This is a genomic window from bacterium (assembly GCA_026708055.1).
Classification (GTDB): domain Bacteria; phylum Actinomycetota; class Acidimicrobiia; order Acidimicrobiales; family CATQHL01; genus VXNF01.
Genome location: JAPOVS010000038.1, coordinates 1 through 14,576, shown reverse-complemented (window position 1 = coordinate 14,576; position 14,576 = coordinate 1). Strand labels below are relative to the sequence as shown.

Annotated in this window: 12 protein-coding genes; 10 read left to right on the top strand and 2 right to left on the bottom strand. The window is 72.8% G+C overall.

Annotated elements, in window-relative coordinates:
• Positions 1-184: 184 nt before the first annotated feature.
• A complete protein-coding gene (locus tag OXG55_07215; protein MCY4103031.1) occupies positions 185-832 on the bottom strand; it encodes a septum formation family protein in 648 nt (215 codons plus the stop codon).
• Positions 832-2,622 (bottom strand): sortase, encoded by a 1,791-nt coding sequence (locus tag OXG55_07210; protein MCY4103030.1) that lies wholly within the window; start codon positions 2,620-2,622, stop codon positions 832-834. Before OXG55_07210 ends, OXG55_07215 begins: the two co-directional genes overlap by 1 nt.
• Positions 2,623-2,736: 114 nt before the next feature.
• Here OXG55_07210 and ccmA point away from each other — a divergent pair, with 114 nt between their 5' ends.
• The 10 genes from ccmA to OXG55_07160 form a co-directional block, all read left to right on the top strand.
• Positions 2,737-3,420 carry a heme ABC exporter ATP-binding protein CcmA gene (ccmA, locus tag OXG55_07205; GenBank protein MCY4103029.1) on the top strand — a complete coding sequence of 228 codons (684 nt, stop codon included), beginning with the start codon at positions 2,737-2,739 and terminating at the stop codon, positions 3,418-3,420.
• Positions 3,413-4,081, top strand: coding sequence for a heme exporter protein CcmB (locus OXG55_07200; protein ID MCY4103028.1), 669 nt, complete (start codon positions 3,413-3,415; stop codon positions 4,079-4,081). The genes ccmA and OXG55_07200 overlap by 8 nt, the downstream gene beginning before the upstream one ends.
• A gap of 22 nt (positions 4,082-4,103) precedes the next feature.
• Complete coding sequence (gene ccsA / locus OXG55_07195) at positions 4,104-4,922, top strand: cytochrome c biogenesis protein CcsA (GenBank protein MCY4103027.1); 819 nt, start codon at positions 4,104-4,106, stop codon at positions 4,920-4,922.
• On the top strand, positions 4,919-5,065 hold the full coding sequence (locus tag OXG55_07190) for a hypothetical protein (protein ID MCY4103026.1): 147 nt from the start codon (positions 4,919-4,921) through the stop codon (positions 5,063-5,065). Before ccsA (OXG55_07195) ends, OXG55_07190 begins: the two co-directional genes overlap by 4 nt.
• A gap of 6 nt (positions 5,066-5,071) precedes the next feature.
• Positions 5,072-5,680 (top strand): cytochrome c maturation protein CcmE, encoded by a 609-nt coding sequence (locus OXG55_07185; protein ID MCY4103025.1) that lies wholly within the window; start codon positions 5,072-5,074, stop codon positions 5,678-5,680.
• A gap of 47 nt (positions 5,681-5,727) precedes the next feature.
• Entirely contained in the window at positions 5,728-7,743 is a 2,016-nt protein-coding gene (gene ccsA, locus OXG55_07180; protein ID MCY4103024.1) for a cytochrome c biogenesis protein CcsA, read from the top strand.
• Positions 7,740-8,345, top strand: coding sequence for a TlpA disulfide reductase family protein (locus tag OXG55_07175; GenBank protein MCY4103023.1), 606 nt, complete (start codon positions 7,740-7,742; stop codon positions 8,343-8,345). Before ccsA (OXG55_07180) ends, OXG55_07175 begins: the two co-directional genes overlap by 4 nt.
• Entirely contained in the window at positions 8,342-8,857 is a 516-nt protein-coding gene (locus tag OXG55_07170; GenBank protein ID MCY4103022.1) for a cytochrome c-type biogenesis protein CcmH, read from the top strand. Before OXG55_07175 ends, OXG55_07170 begins: the two co-directional genes overlap by 4 nt.
• Before the next feature lie 4 nt (positions 8,858-8,861).
• A complete protein-coding gene (locus OXG55_07165; GenBank protein MCY4103021.1) occupies positions 8,862-10,022 on the top strand; it encodes a tetratricopeptide repeat protein in 1,161 nt (386 codons plus the stop codon).
• Between the two features lie 125 nt (positions 10,023-10,147).
• Positions 10,148-14,576 (top strand): S8 family serine peptidase (locus OXG55_07160; protein ID MCY4103020.1); only part of this gene is annotated, 4,429 nt, incomplete at its 3' end.

The following is a 14,576-nucleotide window of genomic DNA, read 5'->3' as shown; positions in this document are numbered from 1 at the left end:
GAGGGGACGCCGGGGGACGGCGCCGGATCGATTTCGCCAGACGATCCGCCGACGGCCACCGGCGGCCCCGACCGGACCGTCGCAAGAAACGAGGGAGGGAGACCGGGGGGCGATTCGCGACGCCTTGCGCCCGCGCGAAGGAGCGAACGGCACCCCGGGTCCCCGACCGGTCGAGGCAACCGGGTCAGAAGCCGCTCCCGCGCATGGAGCCGAGCAGGCGGCCGCCCCGCCAGGCCTCGACGTAGCAGGTCACCTCCCGGTGCCGCCCGATGGGATCGGACCAGGTCAGCTCGGTGGGATGCAGGATGCCGATGTCCAGCTCGGAGAGTTCGTACTCCTGGCCCACGAAGCCCTCGAACTGGGCGTAGCAGTGCTGCTGCGCCCAGGCCGGCATCTCGTCGGGGCCGGGGTACGGCTCACCCGCCTCGGCCGGGTGGAAGACCTGGAAGTACACCTCGCCGTCGTGGGGTCCGCTGCAGTCCACGACTGTGGTCAGCTCCTGGAACGTGTTGTCGCCCAGTGCCGTGAGGTAGTTGTTGAAGCACTGGCCGGCTTCCAGGTCGAAGGGGTTGACGATGAGGCCCTCGAGGCGGTCGGTCCCCTCCACCACGGGCAGCCCGTCGCGCCGCTGGGTCTGGGTGTCGTCGGCGGCTTCGGGGTCGGGTCGCAGGATCCGCACCGGCGACAGGTCGTCGGGCCCGGCCTCCTCCTCCTGCTCGCCGCAGGCGGCCACGACGCCGGCGAGGGCGACCGCCGCGGTCGCCGCAGCCAGGAGCCGGCGGGTCCGGCTGCTGCGCCGGGTGGCGTCGCCGCGTGCGGGCCGACGCGGCATCAGTAGGCGGGCAGGGCCCGGTCGACGTACGTGAACATCACGTAGACGACCACCAGGAACGGCACGACAGCGACGGTATACCGCAATGCCCGGCGACCCGACCGCCCGAAGCTCCAGCCGAGCCCCCAGACGGCCGCCGCGGCCAGCCCCCACAGCACCGCCGGCAGGATGGCGCCTCGGTCACCGCTGAGGCCCTCGCCGAATCCGACGTCGGTCACCGGAGCCCGCGGCGCCGTCGGGCTTGCCGGCTCCGCGGCCTGCCGGGGGGCTCCCTGTTCCGACCGGCTCTCGCCGGGGACGTCGCCGGCGGCCGCCGGGATGGCCTCGCCCGAGGGGAGTGTCCCGGGTTCCGGGGGTGGGCTGGGTGGCTCTGGTCCCGGTGCCGCGGTCCCGGCGGCGACTGCGGGGTCATCCCGGGCCTCGGTGGCTGCGGGCGTGTCGATCTCGCCGGCCGCGAGCCCTGCGGCGGCGTCGTCGGCCGTCGCGCCGGCGCCGGCGAGTTCGGGTGCGGTGCCGGGGCTGGTGCGGGCCTGCTCGCCCTCGTCCGGTCCGAGCGTCTCCGGGGTGCCCGCCTCCGGGACGGCCATCTCGGGGGTGGGCGCCTGCGGCGCGTCCGCCTCGGGGGCGGGCGCCTGCGGCGCGTCCGCCTCGGGGGTGGGCGCCTGCGGCGGGGCGACGTTGAGCGGGACCGGTAGCGGCCCCGCGGGCTGGGCGAGCCGGACGAACTCCGCGCCGATTGGCTCACCGGGGCGGGGCAGGCGCACCACCGGATCGCCGACGAGAGCGGCATGCACGATGAGCCGCTTCTTGGAGCTGTACTTGGGATGGCAGGTCGTGAGCGTGAGCCGGTTGTCGCCCACGTCGTCGAGCACCTCGAGGGCGGTCGGGGCGACGATCCGGAACCCCAGGGTGTGGCCGGCCATACCCGGCTGGCCGGGCAGCACCCGGTAGACGAACCTGCCCTGCAGCGTCTCGACGATGATCGCGTCGCCGGCGTTCAGCTCCGCCAGCCGTCCGAACGGCGCCCCGTAGGTGGTGCGGTGACCGGCGATGGCGGCGTTGCCGGGCTGGCCCGGCAGCGGCGTGGTGCTGTAGTGGCCGGGCCCCTTGCGGAGGTCGTCGATCTCGACGCCCGCCACGACGATGGCGTCGAGATCGATGGACGGGATCACGATCCGGGCGATCGCCTCACCGGCCTCCGGGTAGACCAGCGGCAACAGCTCCTCCACCTCCGGCCCGAGGAGGCGGGCGACGGCCCGCGCCGCGGCCGGCTCGGAGATCTGGCTGACCACCGAGGGGAGGCTCGGCAGCTCGGGGAGCGTCGCCGGCGCCGCAGACCGCTCGGGGGAGGACTCGCCGATGCGCGGGAGTTCCGGCCCCGCCGTCTCCGCCGCCGGGGTGTCCGGTCCCGACGCCGGTGCGGTCTCCGCGTCCGCCGGCGGGGCTCCCGCTGCGGCGTCCGGTGGGCCGGCAGGCGCCCCGCCGGCCTCCCCCACCACCGGCTCCGGCGTGGCCGGCGCCGCTGTGGCGGGCCGGGCGGAGGGCCGGCCGACCTCCGGCTCCAGCGATGCTGCGGCAGCCGCAGGCGCCGCAGGGGAGACCCGGCCGGCGGCCTGGCCGGCTGCGGCGGCCAGCCGGAAACGCTCGGCGAGGTCGTCTTCCAGGTTGCTCTGAGCCTGCGCCTGCTGCAGCCCCGTGCCCCAGAGTTGGAACACCACGAACAGGAGCATCACGACACCGAGGATCGCCAGCGTCCGCCCGACGGCGCTGAGGATCCGCGGCAGCGTCACGTCCCGATGGTACCGACACGCCTCGCGTCGCCCGCGACGGGCCACCGGCGTCCCGGCGACCGGGGCACGGGTGGCCCGGACCGGTAGCCTGCAGTTCTCTCCGAAGGGGTCGTCGTGGAATCTGCTGTCTGGCTTCGTGATGCCGTCAGTTGCCGGGGAGGTTTCCCGGCTCTGGCCGGCGTCGACCTCGACGTGGCGGAGGGGGAGATCCTGCTGCTGCGGGGCCCCAACGGTGCGGGCAAGACGACGCTGCTGCGCCTGCTTGCAGGCTTGGCGACCCTGGACGGCGGCCGGGGCACGGTGCTGGGCTGTGACCTGCGGAGCGACCGGCGGGCGCTGCGCCCCCAGGTCGGGCTGTTGGGCCACGACCTGATGCTGTACGAGGACCTCACGGTGGTTGAGAACCTGCGCTTCTTCGCCGCCCTGGCGGGCGCATCGGAGACGGAGTCGCGGGCCGCTCTGGAGCGCCTTGAGGTGGCGCCGCGCCTCGGTGACGTCTCGTTGCGGCGCCTCTCGGCCGGTCAGCGCAAGCGGGTCGCCACGGCCGCCCTGGCGTTGCGCCGCCCGCGCCTCTGGTTGCTGGACGAACCTCACGCCGGTCTCGACGAGTCCGGGCGCAGCGCCATCAACCGGCTGGTGCTCGACGCCGCCGGCAGCGGTGCCACGGTGGTGCTGGCCAGCCACGAGGCCCCGGCCGCTGCCGAGGTGGCGACGCGCACCGTCCACCTCGTCGGGGGGATCGTCACCGGTCTCGCCGCTGTGGCGGGATCGGCCTCGCCGGAGGCGGCCGATGCGTGAGGTGCTGCTGGTCGCCGGCAAGGACCTGCGCATCGAGTTGCGCTCTCGGGTGCTGCTGTTCCAGGTGGCGCCGTTCGCCGTGGCCACACTGGTGCTGCTCGGTTTCGCGCTGGACGCCGACCGGGCGGCCCTGCGGAACTTCAGCCCCGGCCTGTTCTGGGTGGCGGTGCTGCTCACGGCCCTGCTGGCCGCCCAGCGCTCTGTGGCCGTGGAGCACGCCGGTCGCGCCGCCGACGCGCTGCTGCTGAGCGCCACCGGCCCGTCCCGCATCTTCGCCGGCAAGGCCCTGGCGCTGGCGGCGCAGCTGGCCGTCCTGGAGGCCCTGCTGGGCGTGGCCATGGTGGTGCTGTACGACGCCCGCGTCGAGCACTTCGGCCTGGCGGTGGCGTCGGCCGCCGCGGCGACGGTCGGCATCGCGGCCGCCGGTACCCTCTACGGCGTGCTGGCCGCCCCTCTCGGAGTTCGCGAGACCCTCCTGCCCGTGTTGTTGCTGCCGGTCTTCGCGCCGGTGCTCATCGGCGCCACCCGGGCCTTCGGCGACGCGCTGGGAACCGCGGCGGTGAACGGCTGGGCGTGGTTCGGGTTGCTGGGCCTGTTCGCCCTGGTCTACGCGGTGTTCGGCGCCCTGGCCTACGGTCCGCTGCTGGAGGCTGAGTCGTGATCGCACTTACTGCGACGGCGCCATGAGCATCCTGCTGGGCCGTTCCCCGGACCGCTCCTCGCCGGACGCCGCGCCCGCCGACACCGGCTCCCGCACCACGCGGATCCTCGGCGTCGCCACCCTCGCGGGGCTGGTGGGTCTCTGCCTGTGCGCGTTCATCTTCAGCCCGCCCGACTCCCGGCCCGGCCCCGAGGCGGGCACCCGCATCGGCCAGTTCGACGCCGTGCGGCTCATGTACGTCCACCTTCCCGCCGCCATCTGGACCTACGTGGCGCTCGGCACCTGCGCCCTGGCCAGCGGGGTGTACCTGTGGCGCCGCGGCCCCTGGTGGGACCGCTTGGCCCATGCGTGCGCCGAGATCGGCGTGGTGTTCTGCGGGGTCACCCTGCTCACGGGGATGATCTGGGGGCGACCGGTCTGGGGCACCTGGTGGGAGTGGGGCGACGTGCGCGTCGTGACCACCCTGGTGCTGTTCCTGGTCTACGCGGGCTACCTGGCGCTGCGCTCGGTGCCGGCGGCGCCGGAGGCCCGCGCCCGCCGGGCGGCGATCCTGGGCACCGGCGGCGCCGTCCTCATCCCCATCGTGAACCGCTCCGTGGAGTGGTGGGAGAACCGGACGCTGCACCAGCAGTCCACCCTCGAGGAGCTGCGCATCGAGGATCTCACCCTGTTCACGCTGGTGCTGGGCATCCTCGTCATGGGCCTCCTGGCGCTGTGGCTGGCGGTGCACCGCTTCCGGGTGGCCTGGTTGGAGGCCGAGGCGGAGAGCGCCGGGCTGGAGGCCGCCCTCGCCGAGCGGCGCGCCGAGGCCGCCGCCGCAGCAGAGGGGCTGAACCCGTGACCCACGCCGGCTACATCGCCGCCGGGTGGTCGATCAGCGCCGCGCTGCTGGTGTCCTATGCGGTGATGATCCTGCTGCGCGGCCGCCGGCTCAGCGGCAGGGTGCCGGCGCGCCGACGCCGCTGGATGACCGCCGAGGACTGACCGGCGGTGCCCGAGACTCCCGGCGATCCGGAGCTGCCGCCGGCGGGCGCCACCGACGGTGACGCGGCGCCGGGCCTTGATCTCACGCCCCGCCGCGCCGAGAGTCGCCACGGCCGCCGGCCACCGACGGCGCGGCGGATCATCTCGCTGCTGGTCGTGGCCGCTGCGGTGGGCGGCATCACGTTCGCCCTCGTGCGCCTGGTGACCGACGCCTCGCTGTTCTTCCTGAACACCGACGAGGCGGTGGAGCGCCGCGACGAGTTGGCGGGTCAGCGGTTCCGCATGCAGGGCACGCCGGTGGCCCACAGCGTCCTGGCGACGCAGCTGGACTTCGAGCAGGCCGTGGCCTTCACGGTGTCCTTCGAGGGCGTCGCCGCCGACGTGGTGCACGTCGGCAGCCCACCGGACCTGTTCACGCCGGGGGTGCCGGTGGTGCTGGAGGGGCGCTGGGTCGAGGGCCGCCCCCCCGATCTGGCGGAGTTCGCCTGCGGTGTCAACGACGGGTACTACTTCGCCAGCGACCACATGCTGGTGAAGCACGACAACGAGTACCGCGACACCTACCCCGACCGTCTCGAGGCGGCGGGCACCGGCGGCACCGCAGCAGGCTGCTGAGTTCGGCCTCTTGAAGTTGGGCACTTGAGGTTGGGACCGGCCCGACGGTGAGCAACCTCATACTCGGCGACCTGGGCATCGCGATCGCGGTCGCCGCGGCCTTCGCCGCCCTGGTGTCCTTCGGGCTGGGCCTGTGGCGGCGTGACCGCATCTTCCTGGCGATCGGGCGGGGCCTGCTCTGGCTGGTGCTGGTGGGTGCCGCCCTGGCCTTCTCGGCCATGGAGCGGGCGCTCGTCAACCGGGACTTCACCGTCGCCTACGTGGCGGACAACGGCAGCTCGGCCACCGCCCCGCTGTTCAACGTCGCCACCGCCTGGGCGGCACTGGAGGGCTCGATCCTGCTTTGGGGGCTGGTCCTGGCGGGATTCGTGGTGGCCGCCTCGGTGCGCTTCCGGCGGCGCGGCGACGACCCGCTGGTCGTCTGCGCGCTGATGTGCGCGCTGGGTGTGGTGCTGTTCTTCTTCGGCCTGATGGTCGGACCCGCCGACCCGTTCGTGGCCTTCGACCCGCCGCCGGGCTATGACGGGCCCGGCCCCAACCCGCTGCTGCAGGACAACCCGCTCATGGCGGTGCACCCGCCGATGCTGTACCTGGGCTACGTGGGCTTCACGGTGCCGTTCGCGTTCGCCGTGTCCTCCCTCGCCCTGGGCCGCACCGACGAGAACTGGCTGGCCGAGACGCGCCGCTGGTCGCTGTTCGCCTGGGGATTCCTCACCGCCGGCATCGTGCTGGGCGCCTGGTGGTCCTACGACACCTTGGGCTGGGGCGGCTACTGGGCGTGGGACCCGGTGGAGAACGCCTCGCTGCTGCCTTGGCTGACCGCGACGGCGTACCTGCACTCGGCCATGGTGCAGGAGCGGCGGGGCATGCTGCGGGTCTGGAACCTGTCGCTGGTGTGCGCCACGTTCTCGCTCACGATCCTCGGCACCTTCATCACCCGCTCGGGGGTGCTGGACTCGGTGCACTCCTTCACAGCCTCCGGCATCGGCCCGGCGATCCTGGGTTTCTTCGGGGTGGTGGCCGCCGCCTGCGTGCTGCTGATCGGCTGGCGGGGCGACCGGCTGCGCGCCCCCGGGCGGTTCGACTCGTTCTTCAGCCGCGAGGGCACCTTCCTGGCCAACAACCTGCTGTTCGCCCTCTTCGCCGCCGTGGTGCTGTTGGGCACGGTCTTCCCGCTGGTCGCCGAGGCCGTCTCCGGCGAGCGGCTCAGCGTCGGGGGGCCGTACTTCCAGCGCATGACGATGCCGCTGGGCATGCTGCTGCTGTTCCTGATGGCCGCCGCCCCGGTGCTGCCGTGGCGCAAGGCCTCGACGGAGTTGCTGGGTCGGCGCCTGCTGTGGCCGATGTGGTGCGGGGTCGGCACCCTGGCGGTGGCGGTAGGGCTGGGCGCCCGGGGGCCGGCGCCGCTGGTGGCGTTCGCGCTGGGGGGTTTCGCCGGCGGGGCGGCGGCCCGGCAGCTTGTCCTGGCGTCCCGGCGCCAGGGCTGGCGGGGCCTGCTGGGGCGCGCCAACGGCGGCATGGTCACCCACATCGGGGTGGTTGTCATCGCCGTCGGACTGGCGGCCAGCGGGTCCTACCTGCAGCAGGCCGAGCTGGCCCTCAGCGAGGGCCAGGCGGTGCGGTTCGCCGGCCAGGAGTTCAGCTTCGTGGGCGTGCGGGAGGTGGTCCACGACGAGCGCCTCGAGGTGCGCGCCGAGATCGCCGTCGACGGTGCCTGCTGCGCAGCCCCCGCCATCAGCCGCTACACGCTGCGGGGGCAGGTGGTGGGCCACCCCGCCACCCTGACATCGGCGCGCCGCGACGTGCAGCTGTCGATGGTGCGCCTCCCGTCCGAGACCGGCGGGAGCCTGGTGCTGCGGATCACGGTGCAGCCGCTGATCGTGTGGCTCTGGGTGGGCGGCGCGGTGATGCTGGTGGGCATCGTGCTGGCGGCTTTCCCGGGCCGGCGACGCCGTCCCACCGCCCCCACCTCGGCGCTGGACGATTCGGCACCGGTCGAGGCTCCTGCAGGCGTGGCGACGGGTTCTCCCCGCCCCGGAGGGCAGGGAGGCGGGTCGCCGTGAGCGCCGAGATGGTTGCCGAAGGCGGCCGGTCCCGCCGCCCCAGGGCGCGGTCGGTGGCCCTCGTGGCGCTGGCGGTGGCCGCGGTCACGGCGATTCTCGTGGCGGTGTTGGCGGCGGGGGATCCCCAGCGGGGCACGCTCATCGGGCGCTCCGCGGTCGGCAAGCCGGCGCCGCCGATCAGCGGCCCGACGCTCGGCGGCGACTTCTTCGACCTCGACGACCACCGCGGCCGCTGGGTGGTTGTCAACTTCTTCGCCACCTGGTGCACCGGCTGCATCATCGAGCACCCCGAGCTGGTCGCCTTCAGCGAGCGCCACGCCATCGGCGACGCCATCGTGGTGACGGTGGCCTTCGACGACTCGCCCGAGGCGGTCCGCGGCTTCTTCGAGCGCGCCGGCGGCGACTGGCCGGTGCTGGCCGGCGACGTCGGCTCGGTGCCCGTGGACTACGGCGTGACCGCCGTGCCCGAGACCTACCTGGTGTCGCCGGCCGGCTACGTGGTGGACAAGCTCGTCGGCGCCACCGGGGTGACCGCCGACCAGCTCGACAGTCGCATCGCCGCTCTGGAGGCCCTCGCCGATCCCGCCGGGACCGCACCATGAGCACCTCCGGAATCGTCCCTCCGCCGTCGGAATCCGTCGGCCGGGCCCCCGAACCCGATGGCGGCGACCCGGGGGCGTCGTCATTCCGGCGAAGGCCGGAATCCGGACACGGGGACCGGCGGGCGCGTTCCCGCCGCCTGGGCTGGGGGCTGGCGCTGGTGGCCCTGGCGGTCCTGCTGACCTTCGGGTCGCTCGACGACCGGGGCACGCCGAGCGATGCCGAGCGGGCCGCCGCCATCGCCCGCACCCTGCGCTGCCCGCAGTGCGCCGGCGAGTCGGTGGCGGAGTCCAACGTGTCGGTGGCGCGGGAGATCCGCGCCGACATCGCCCGGCGCGTCGACGCCGGTCAGAGCGACGACGAGATCAGGACCGCCTACGCCACCCTCTACGGGGAGGCGATCCTGCTGACGCCGCCGTCCACCGGGTTCGGCAGCCTGGTCTGGATCCTCCCCGCCGCCGTCGGCGTCACCGCCGCCGCGGCACTCGGATTCGCCTTCCGGCGCTGGCGGTGATGCCGTGAGCGACCACGACGCCGACCGGGAGGAGCTGGAGTTCCTGGAGCGATCGCTCGACGACCTGGACGCCGAGCGGTCCGCCGGCGACATCAGCGAGGGCGACTACCGCTCGCTCTCGACGCTCTACGCCGAACGCGTCGCAGCCGTGCGCCGCCGCGGGGCCGCGGCCGGGTTCGCTTCGGACCGCTCCGCCGCGGCCCGCCCGGCTCGGTCGCCGCGAAACTGGCGCCGCGTGGTCGCGGTTCTGGTGATCGTGGCCATGGTCGGCGGCGGGCTGGGGGTGGGGCTGGCGTCGGCGCTCGGCAGCCGCTCGTCGCTTGACACCGCCACCGGCGACATCCGCCAGAGCACCCGCGGCCAACTCTTCGAGGCGCAGGAGCACATGGCCGCCGGCCGCTTCGCCGAGGCCGAGCAGATCTACGCGGCGGTGGTGGCCGCCCAACCTTCCAGCGCCGAGGCGCTGGCCTGGTGGGGCTGGCTGGACTTCCTGCGGGGCGACCTGCCCTCCGCCGCCGAGCGTCTGGAGACGGCGGTCACGACCGATCCGCGGTATCCCGACGCCAGGGTCTTCGGCGCCGTCGTGGCGATCCGCCTGGGCTGGCTGGAGGCGGCCGCCGCCCATCTCGACGTCTTCGACGGCCTCGACCCGGCGCCCATCATGGTGGAGCTCGTGGCGTCCTACGAGCTGCGCGAGCGGATCCTGGCGGGCCGCCTCGCCGCCGCCACCGAGGCCGGCGACACGGCTGCCGTCGAGACACTCTTGGCCGGCGCCACGTCCGACGACATGGCGACCGCCGCCCGCCTGCTGGCCGACGACGGGCAGGTGGTGCTGGCCGCCCGGCTGTTCGGCAGCGCCCTGGCGGCCGACCCCACCAACGTGGCGGCGCTGGTGGGCCGCGGCGCGCTGCTGACCCGGTCGGACTTCGCCGCCTTCGAGGACCTGCTGGCCGAGGGGATGCGTGCCCTGGACCGGGCCGTCGAGCTGTCCCCCGACAACCCCGAGGCCCGCTTCTGGCGGGGCCTGGCCCTGGCCCGCCTGGGTCTCTTCGACGACGCCCTCGCCGACCTCGACCATCTGGCCACACTCCCGGCCCCCGCCGGCCTGCTGGACGAGGGCGCCCGCCTCGCCGAAGAGGTCCGAGCCGCCGCGCAGAGCGGCTAGTTGTGACAACCTCTCGGGTTGTCACAGTTAGCCTGCGCCCGGCGACAGCGACTTATCGATACAGGAGGAACGGATTGGAGGCGATTCTCCGCGTTGCGATTCGTCTACGGACTCCGCGTGCCGCGGTGGCGTTGGTTGTGGCCATCGCCGTGTTCGCTCCAGGTTCCGGCGACGCTGCGGCGCAGCCCCAGGCCGAGGACGTCTCCAGCTCCTCGACCGCGGAGGATCCAACGCCGCCGGACGAGGGCTTGCTGCCTGACACCCTCGACCCGGAGATGTCCCCATCCGACTCAGGTCAGACCTATCCCAATCTCGGCTCGCAGCTCAGCGCGCTCGCGGTCGCCGCCGACATTCGTCAATACGGCGCTGAAGGGGGGGGTCCACCTAACACGGACATGACCGAGGGCGCGGGGCCGCCGACGCCACCGGGCGGCACCAACTCGACCTTGAACTCGAGTGAGCCGATGCTGCTCACGATCCAGCTCGACGGCAACCAGGACGAGGTCGTCGAGTTTCTGGCCGGGCATGGCATCACACCGGCCAACGCCCTCTCCAACTACCTGGAGGTCGAGCTGCCGCCGGGGCTGCTGGCGTCGCTGGCGGAGCAGACCGGGGTGGCGCGCGTGCGCGAGATGCCCACGCCGCGACGGCTGCTGGACAATGTCTTCACCAAGGGCGTGCCTGTGCACCAGGCCGGCCGGTGGCATGCCGCGGGGTACGAGGGGCAGGGCGTCAAGATCGGCGTGATCGATGCGGTCTCGAGGCCGAAGGACCGCAACGGCGTCAGGAGATGGGGGGCGGACGGTTTCACTGGTCTGCGCGCCTTGATGGGGGTCGGGCTGCCGCGGACCGTGAAAGGACTGTGCTTCCCCGGCCCCGGAAGCGCCACGTTCGATCTGGCCGACTGCGACCGGCCGGGGGGAGTTCAGCACGGCACCCGGGTTGCGGAGACGGTGATGGACATGGCCCCACGGGCGTCGCTGTACATCTCCAACGCTTCCACCTGGGCCGACCTTCAGCGGGCGGTCGAATGGATGCACGCCCAGGGCGTGAAGGTGATCGTCTATTCCATCGGCTGGACTTTCCACGGCGCCGCCGACGGCACGTCGCCGCTCACGCCGAGCCCGTTGAACACCGTCAAGTGGGCGACCGACAACGGGATCGTCTGGGTGAACGCGGCCGGCAACGGGGCGGGGCACGGTTGGTACGGCTCATTCAAGGACACCGACATGAACGGCTATCACGAGTGGGGGCCTCGCAACGCCGTCAGAGACGAGACCCAGGCGCGGTGGTTCGCCGGCCCAGTCCGCATGACGATCTTCCTGCGCTGGGACGACACCTGGGGCGGCGCGGCCAAGGACCTGGACCTGGGGCTGCTGTATCGTCCCGACAGCCAGAATGACTTTCGAGTGGTGGCGGCGAGTGCGGACGGCCAGGGCGGCGGGTCGACGGACTATCCGTATGAGGCGATAGTGGACTACGAGGGTCCCGCGGGCGAGTATGCCGTCTTCGTCACGAAGAAGGGCGCCAGCGCGGCGCCGTCATGGCTGCAATTGGGGACATGGGGGTGGCGGCCGCTGGAGTATCACACCACGCACCACAGCATCATGACGCCCGCTGACAGCGCCAGTCCGGGGATGTTGGCCGTCGGCGCCATGGAACTGAGGAATGCCCCGACATTCGGTTCTTTTCATCTTGCGACCTACAGCAGCCGCGGCCCCACGCCCGACGGGCGGATGAAGCCCGACCTTGTCGCCCTCGGCTGCGGGTCCGTCTCGCTGGGCTCTTACGGCAGCCGACCTTTCTGCGGCACCAGCGCAGCGGCACCGCACCTCGGCGGTCTGGCCGCCCTCGTGCTGCAGCGGAACCCCGCCTTCACGCCCACACAGGTGGCCGACTATCTCAAGGCCAATGCAGCCGATCACGGCGCCGAGGGCCCGGACAACGAATGGGGTCATGGGTTCGCCCGACTGCCCGGCACCGGCCTGCCCGAGGTCGGTTGCGTGACAGACCTGACCGGCGAAGGGACTGTCCAGGGGAGATGGTACGGAGTCTGCCCGTCCACCAACGTCGGCGCACACAGCCACTTCTACAACTTCAGTCTGGACGAGCAGCGCCAAGTCACGATCGACCTCGATGCCCCAATACGAGATACGTACCTCTACCTGCGGAGCGGGCGGGGACAACGAACCGGCCCGTGGTTGCACTCCGACGATAACAGCGGCCATCTCCGAGACGCGCGGATCAGCCAGTCGCTGCCCACCGGGGATTACACCATCGAGGCGACCACCCGACAAAATGGGAGGACCGGACCGTTCACGCTCACGACGACCGGTGTGCAGAACGCGGCACCGGCGCAGCAAGGGCCAGAGGTCAGCATCACGGCGGGCAGCGCTGTGACAGAAGGCGCCAGCGCGGTCTTCACTGTCTCCTCCGACCCGGCGCCGGCGGCCCCGTTGACGGTCTCGCTGACGGTCTCCCAGCGGGGGGACTACGCGGCGACGGGCGCCGTCGGCGCAAAGACGGTGACGATCCCGACGAGCGGGGCCGTCCAGCACTCCGTGGCGACTGCCGACGACTCCACCGGCGAGGCCGACGGCTCCATCAGCGCGATGCTCAACCCGGGGCAGGGCTACTTCGTGTCCGCCACTCACGGCGCGGCCAGCGTGGCCGTGTCGGACAATGAACCGGTGGTCAGCATCACCGCCGGCGGTGCCATCGACGAGGGCGGCGACGCGGTCTTCACCGTCTCCTCCGACCCGGCGCCGACGGCGCCGATGCGCGTCTCGCTGATGGTCTTCCAGCGGGGGGACTACGCCGCGGCGGGAACAATGGGCGCGCAGACGGTGACGATACCGGTGAGCGGCGCTGTCCAGCACTCCGTGGCGACCATCGACGACTCCCTTGGCGAGGACCGCGGCGCCATCAGTGCGATGCTCAGCACGGGGCAGGTCTACTCCGTTTCCGCCACGCACGGCGCGGCCAGCGTGGCCGTCGCGGACGACGACCGGCCACCTCCGGTGGTCAGCGTCACCGCCGGCCCCGGCGTGACCGAGGGCGGCAGCGCCTCCTTCAGGTTCATCGCAACTCCCTCCCCGTCCGCTCCACTGACCGTGTCGCTGACCGTTGTGCAGACGGGCAGCTACGGCGTGGCGACGGGCGGGCAGACGGTGACGATCCCCATCGGCGGCGTGGTGAGCCACACCGTCGCCACGGTGGATGACAGCGCCGACGAGCCCGACGGCTCGGTGACCGTCACCCTGAATGCGGGCAGCGGCTACACGGTCTCGTCGTCGCAGGGCGCGGCCACGGTGGCCGTGGCCGACAACGACACGTCAGGGCCGGAGGTCGGCGTCACCGCCGTCGCCGTCTCCCTGACCGAGGGCGACGACGCGCGCTTCACCGTCACCGCCAGCCCCGCGCCCTCGTCTCCGCTGACGGTCTCTCTGCAAGTGCTGCAGATCGGGGACCATGTGGCGCCGGGAGCCGCCGGCGTCCAGCAGGTGACCATCCCCGTCTCCGGCTCGGCGCGGCACAGCGTCGCCACCGACGACGACGCCGTCGCCGAATCGAACGGCATGATCATCGTCATGGTGGCACGAGACAGCGGCTACACCGTCTCGCGGTCCCGCATCTCGGCCGGCGCCGTGGTCTACGACAACGACGCGCGAAGCCGGACGCCGACCCCCCGGATCAGCGTCACCGCAGGCACCGGCATAACCGAGGGCGGCTCTGCCGCTTTCGCTGTGACCGCCGACCCCGCGCCCGCGGCACCGCTGACCGTGCGCGTCGCGATCGGCCAGACGGGCGACTACGCCGCGCCGGGTACAACCGGTTCCAAGACCGTGATCATCCCCACCAGCGGCAGCGTCAGCCACACCGTCGCCACGGTGGACGACGCCGCCGACGAGGAAGACGGCGCGGTCACCCTCACGGTGAATACCGGCAGCGGCTACACCGTCTCCCCGTCCCAGGGCGCGGCATCGGTCACCGTCTCCGACGATGACGATCCGACGCCCACCCCGACCCCTGAGATCAGCGTGCTCGCCGGCAGTGGGATAACCGAGGGCGGCAATGCCTCCTTCACCGTCAGCGCCAGCCCCGCGCCCAAGGCCCCACTGGCGGTCTCGGTGACCGTCACCCAGCGCGGCGACTACGGCGTCTCAACGGGGGTGCAGACGGTGACCATACCCACAAGCGGCAGCGTCAGCCATGCCGTGGCCACGGTGGACGACGGTAGCGACGAGGAAGACGGCGCGGTCACCCTCACGGCGAACACCGGCAGCGGCTACACCGTCTCCCCGTCCCAGGGCGCGGCATCGGTCACCGTCTCCGACGATGACGATCCGACGCCCACCCCGACCCCTGAGATCAGCGTGCTCGCCGGCAGTGGGATAACCGAGGGCGGCAATGCCTCCTTCACCGTCAGCGCCAGCCCCGCGCCCAAGGCCCCGCTGGCGGTCTCGGTGACCGTCACCCAGCGCGGCGACTACGGCGTCTCAACGGGTTCCAAGACTGTGATGGTGCCCACGGGCGGCTCGGCGCAGTACAGCG

Excerpts from the sequence above, each read along its gene's own strand:
- OXG55_07215 (MCY4103031.1), bottom strand. The coding sequence starts at position 832 with ATGCCGCGTCGGCCCGCACGCGGCGACGCCACCCGGCGCAGCAGCCGG.
- ccsA (MCY4103027.1), top strand. The coding sequence starts at position 4,104 with ATGAGCATCCTGCTGGGCCGTTCCCCGGACCGCTCCTCGCCGGACGCC.
- OXG55_07170 (MCY4103022.1), top strand. The coding sequence starts at position 8,342 with ATGAGCACCTCCGGAATCGTCCCTCCGCCGTCGGAATCCGTCGGCCGG.
- OXG55_07200 (MCY4103028.1), top strand. The coding sequence starts at position 3,413 with ATGCGTGAGGTGCTGCTGGTCGCCGGCAAGGACCTGCGCATCGAGTTG.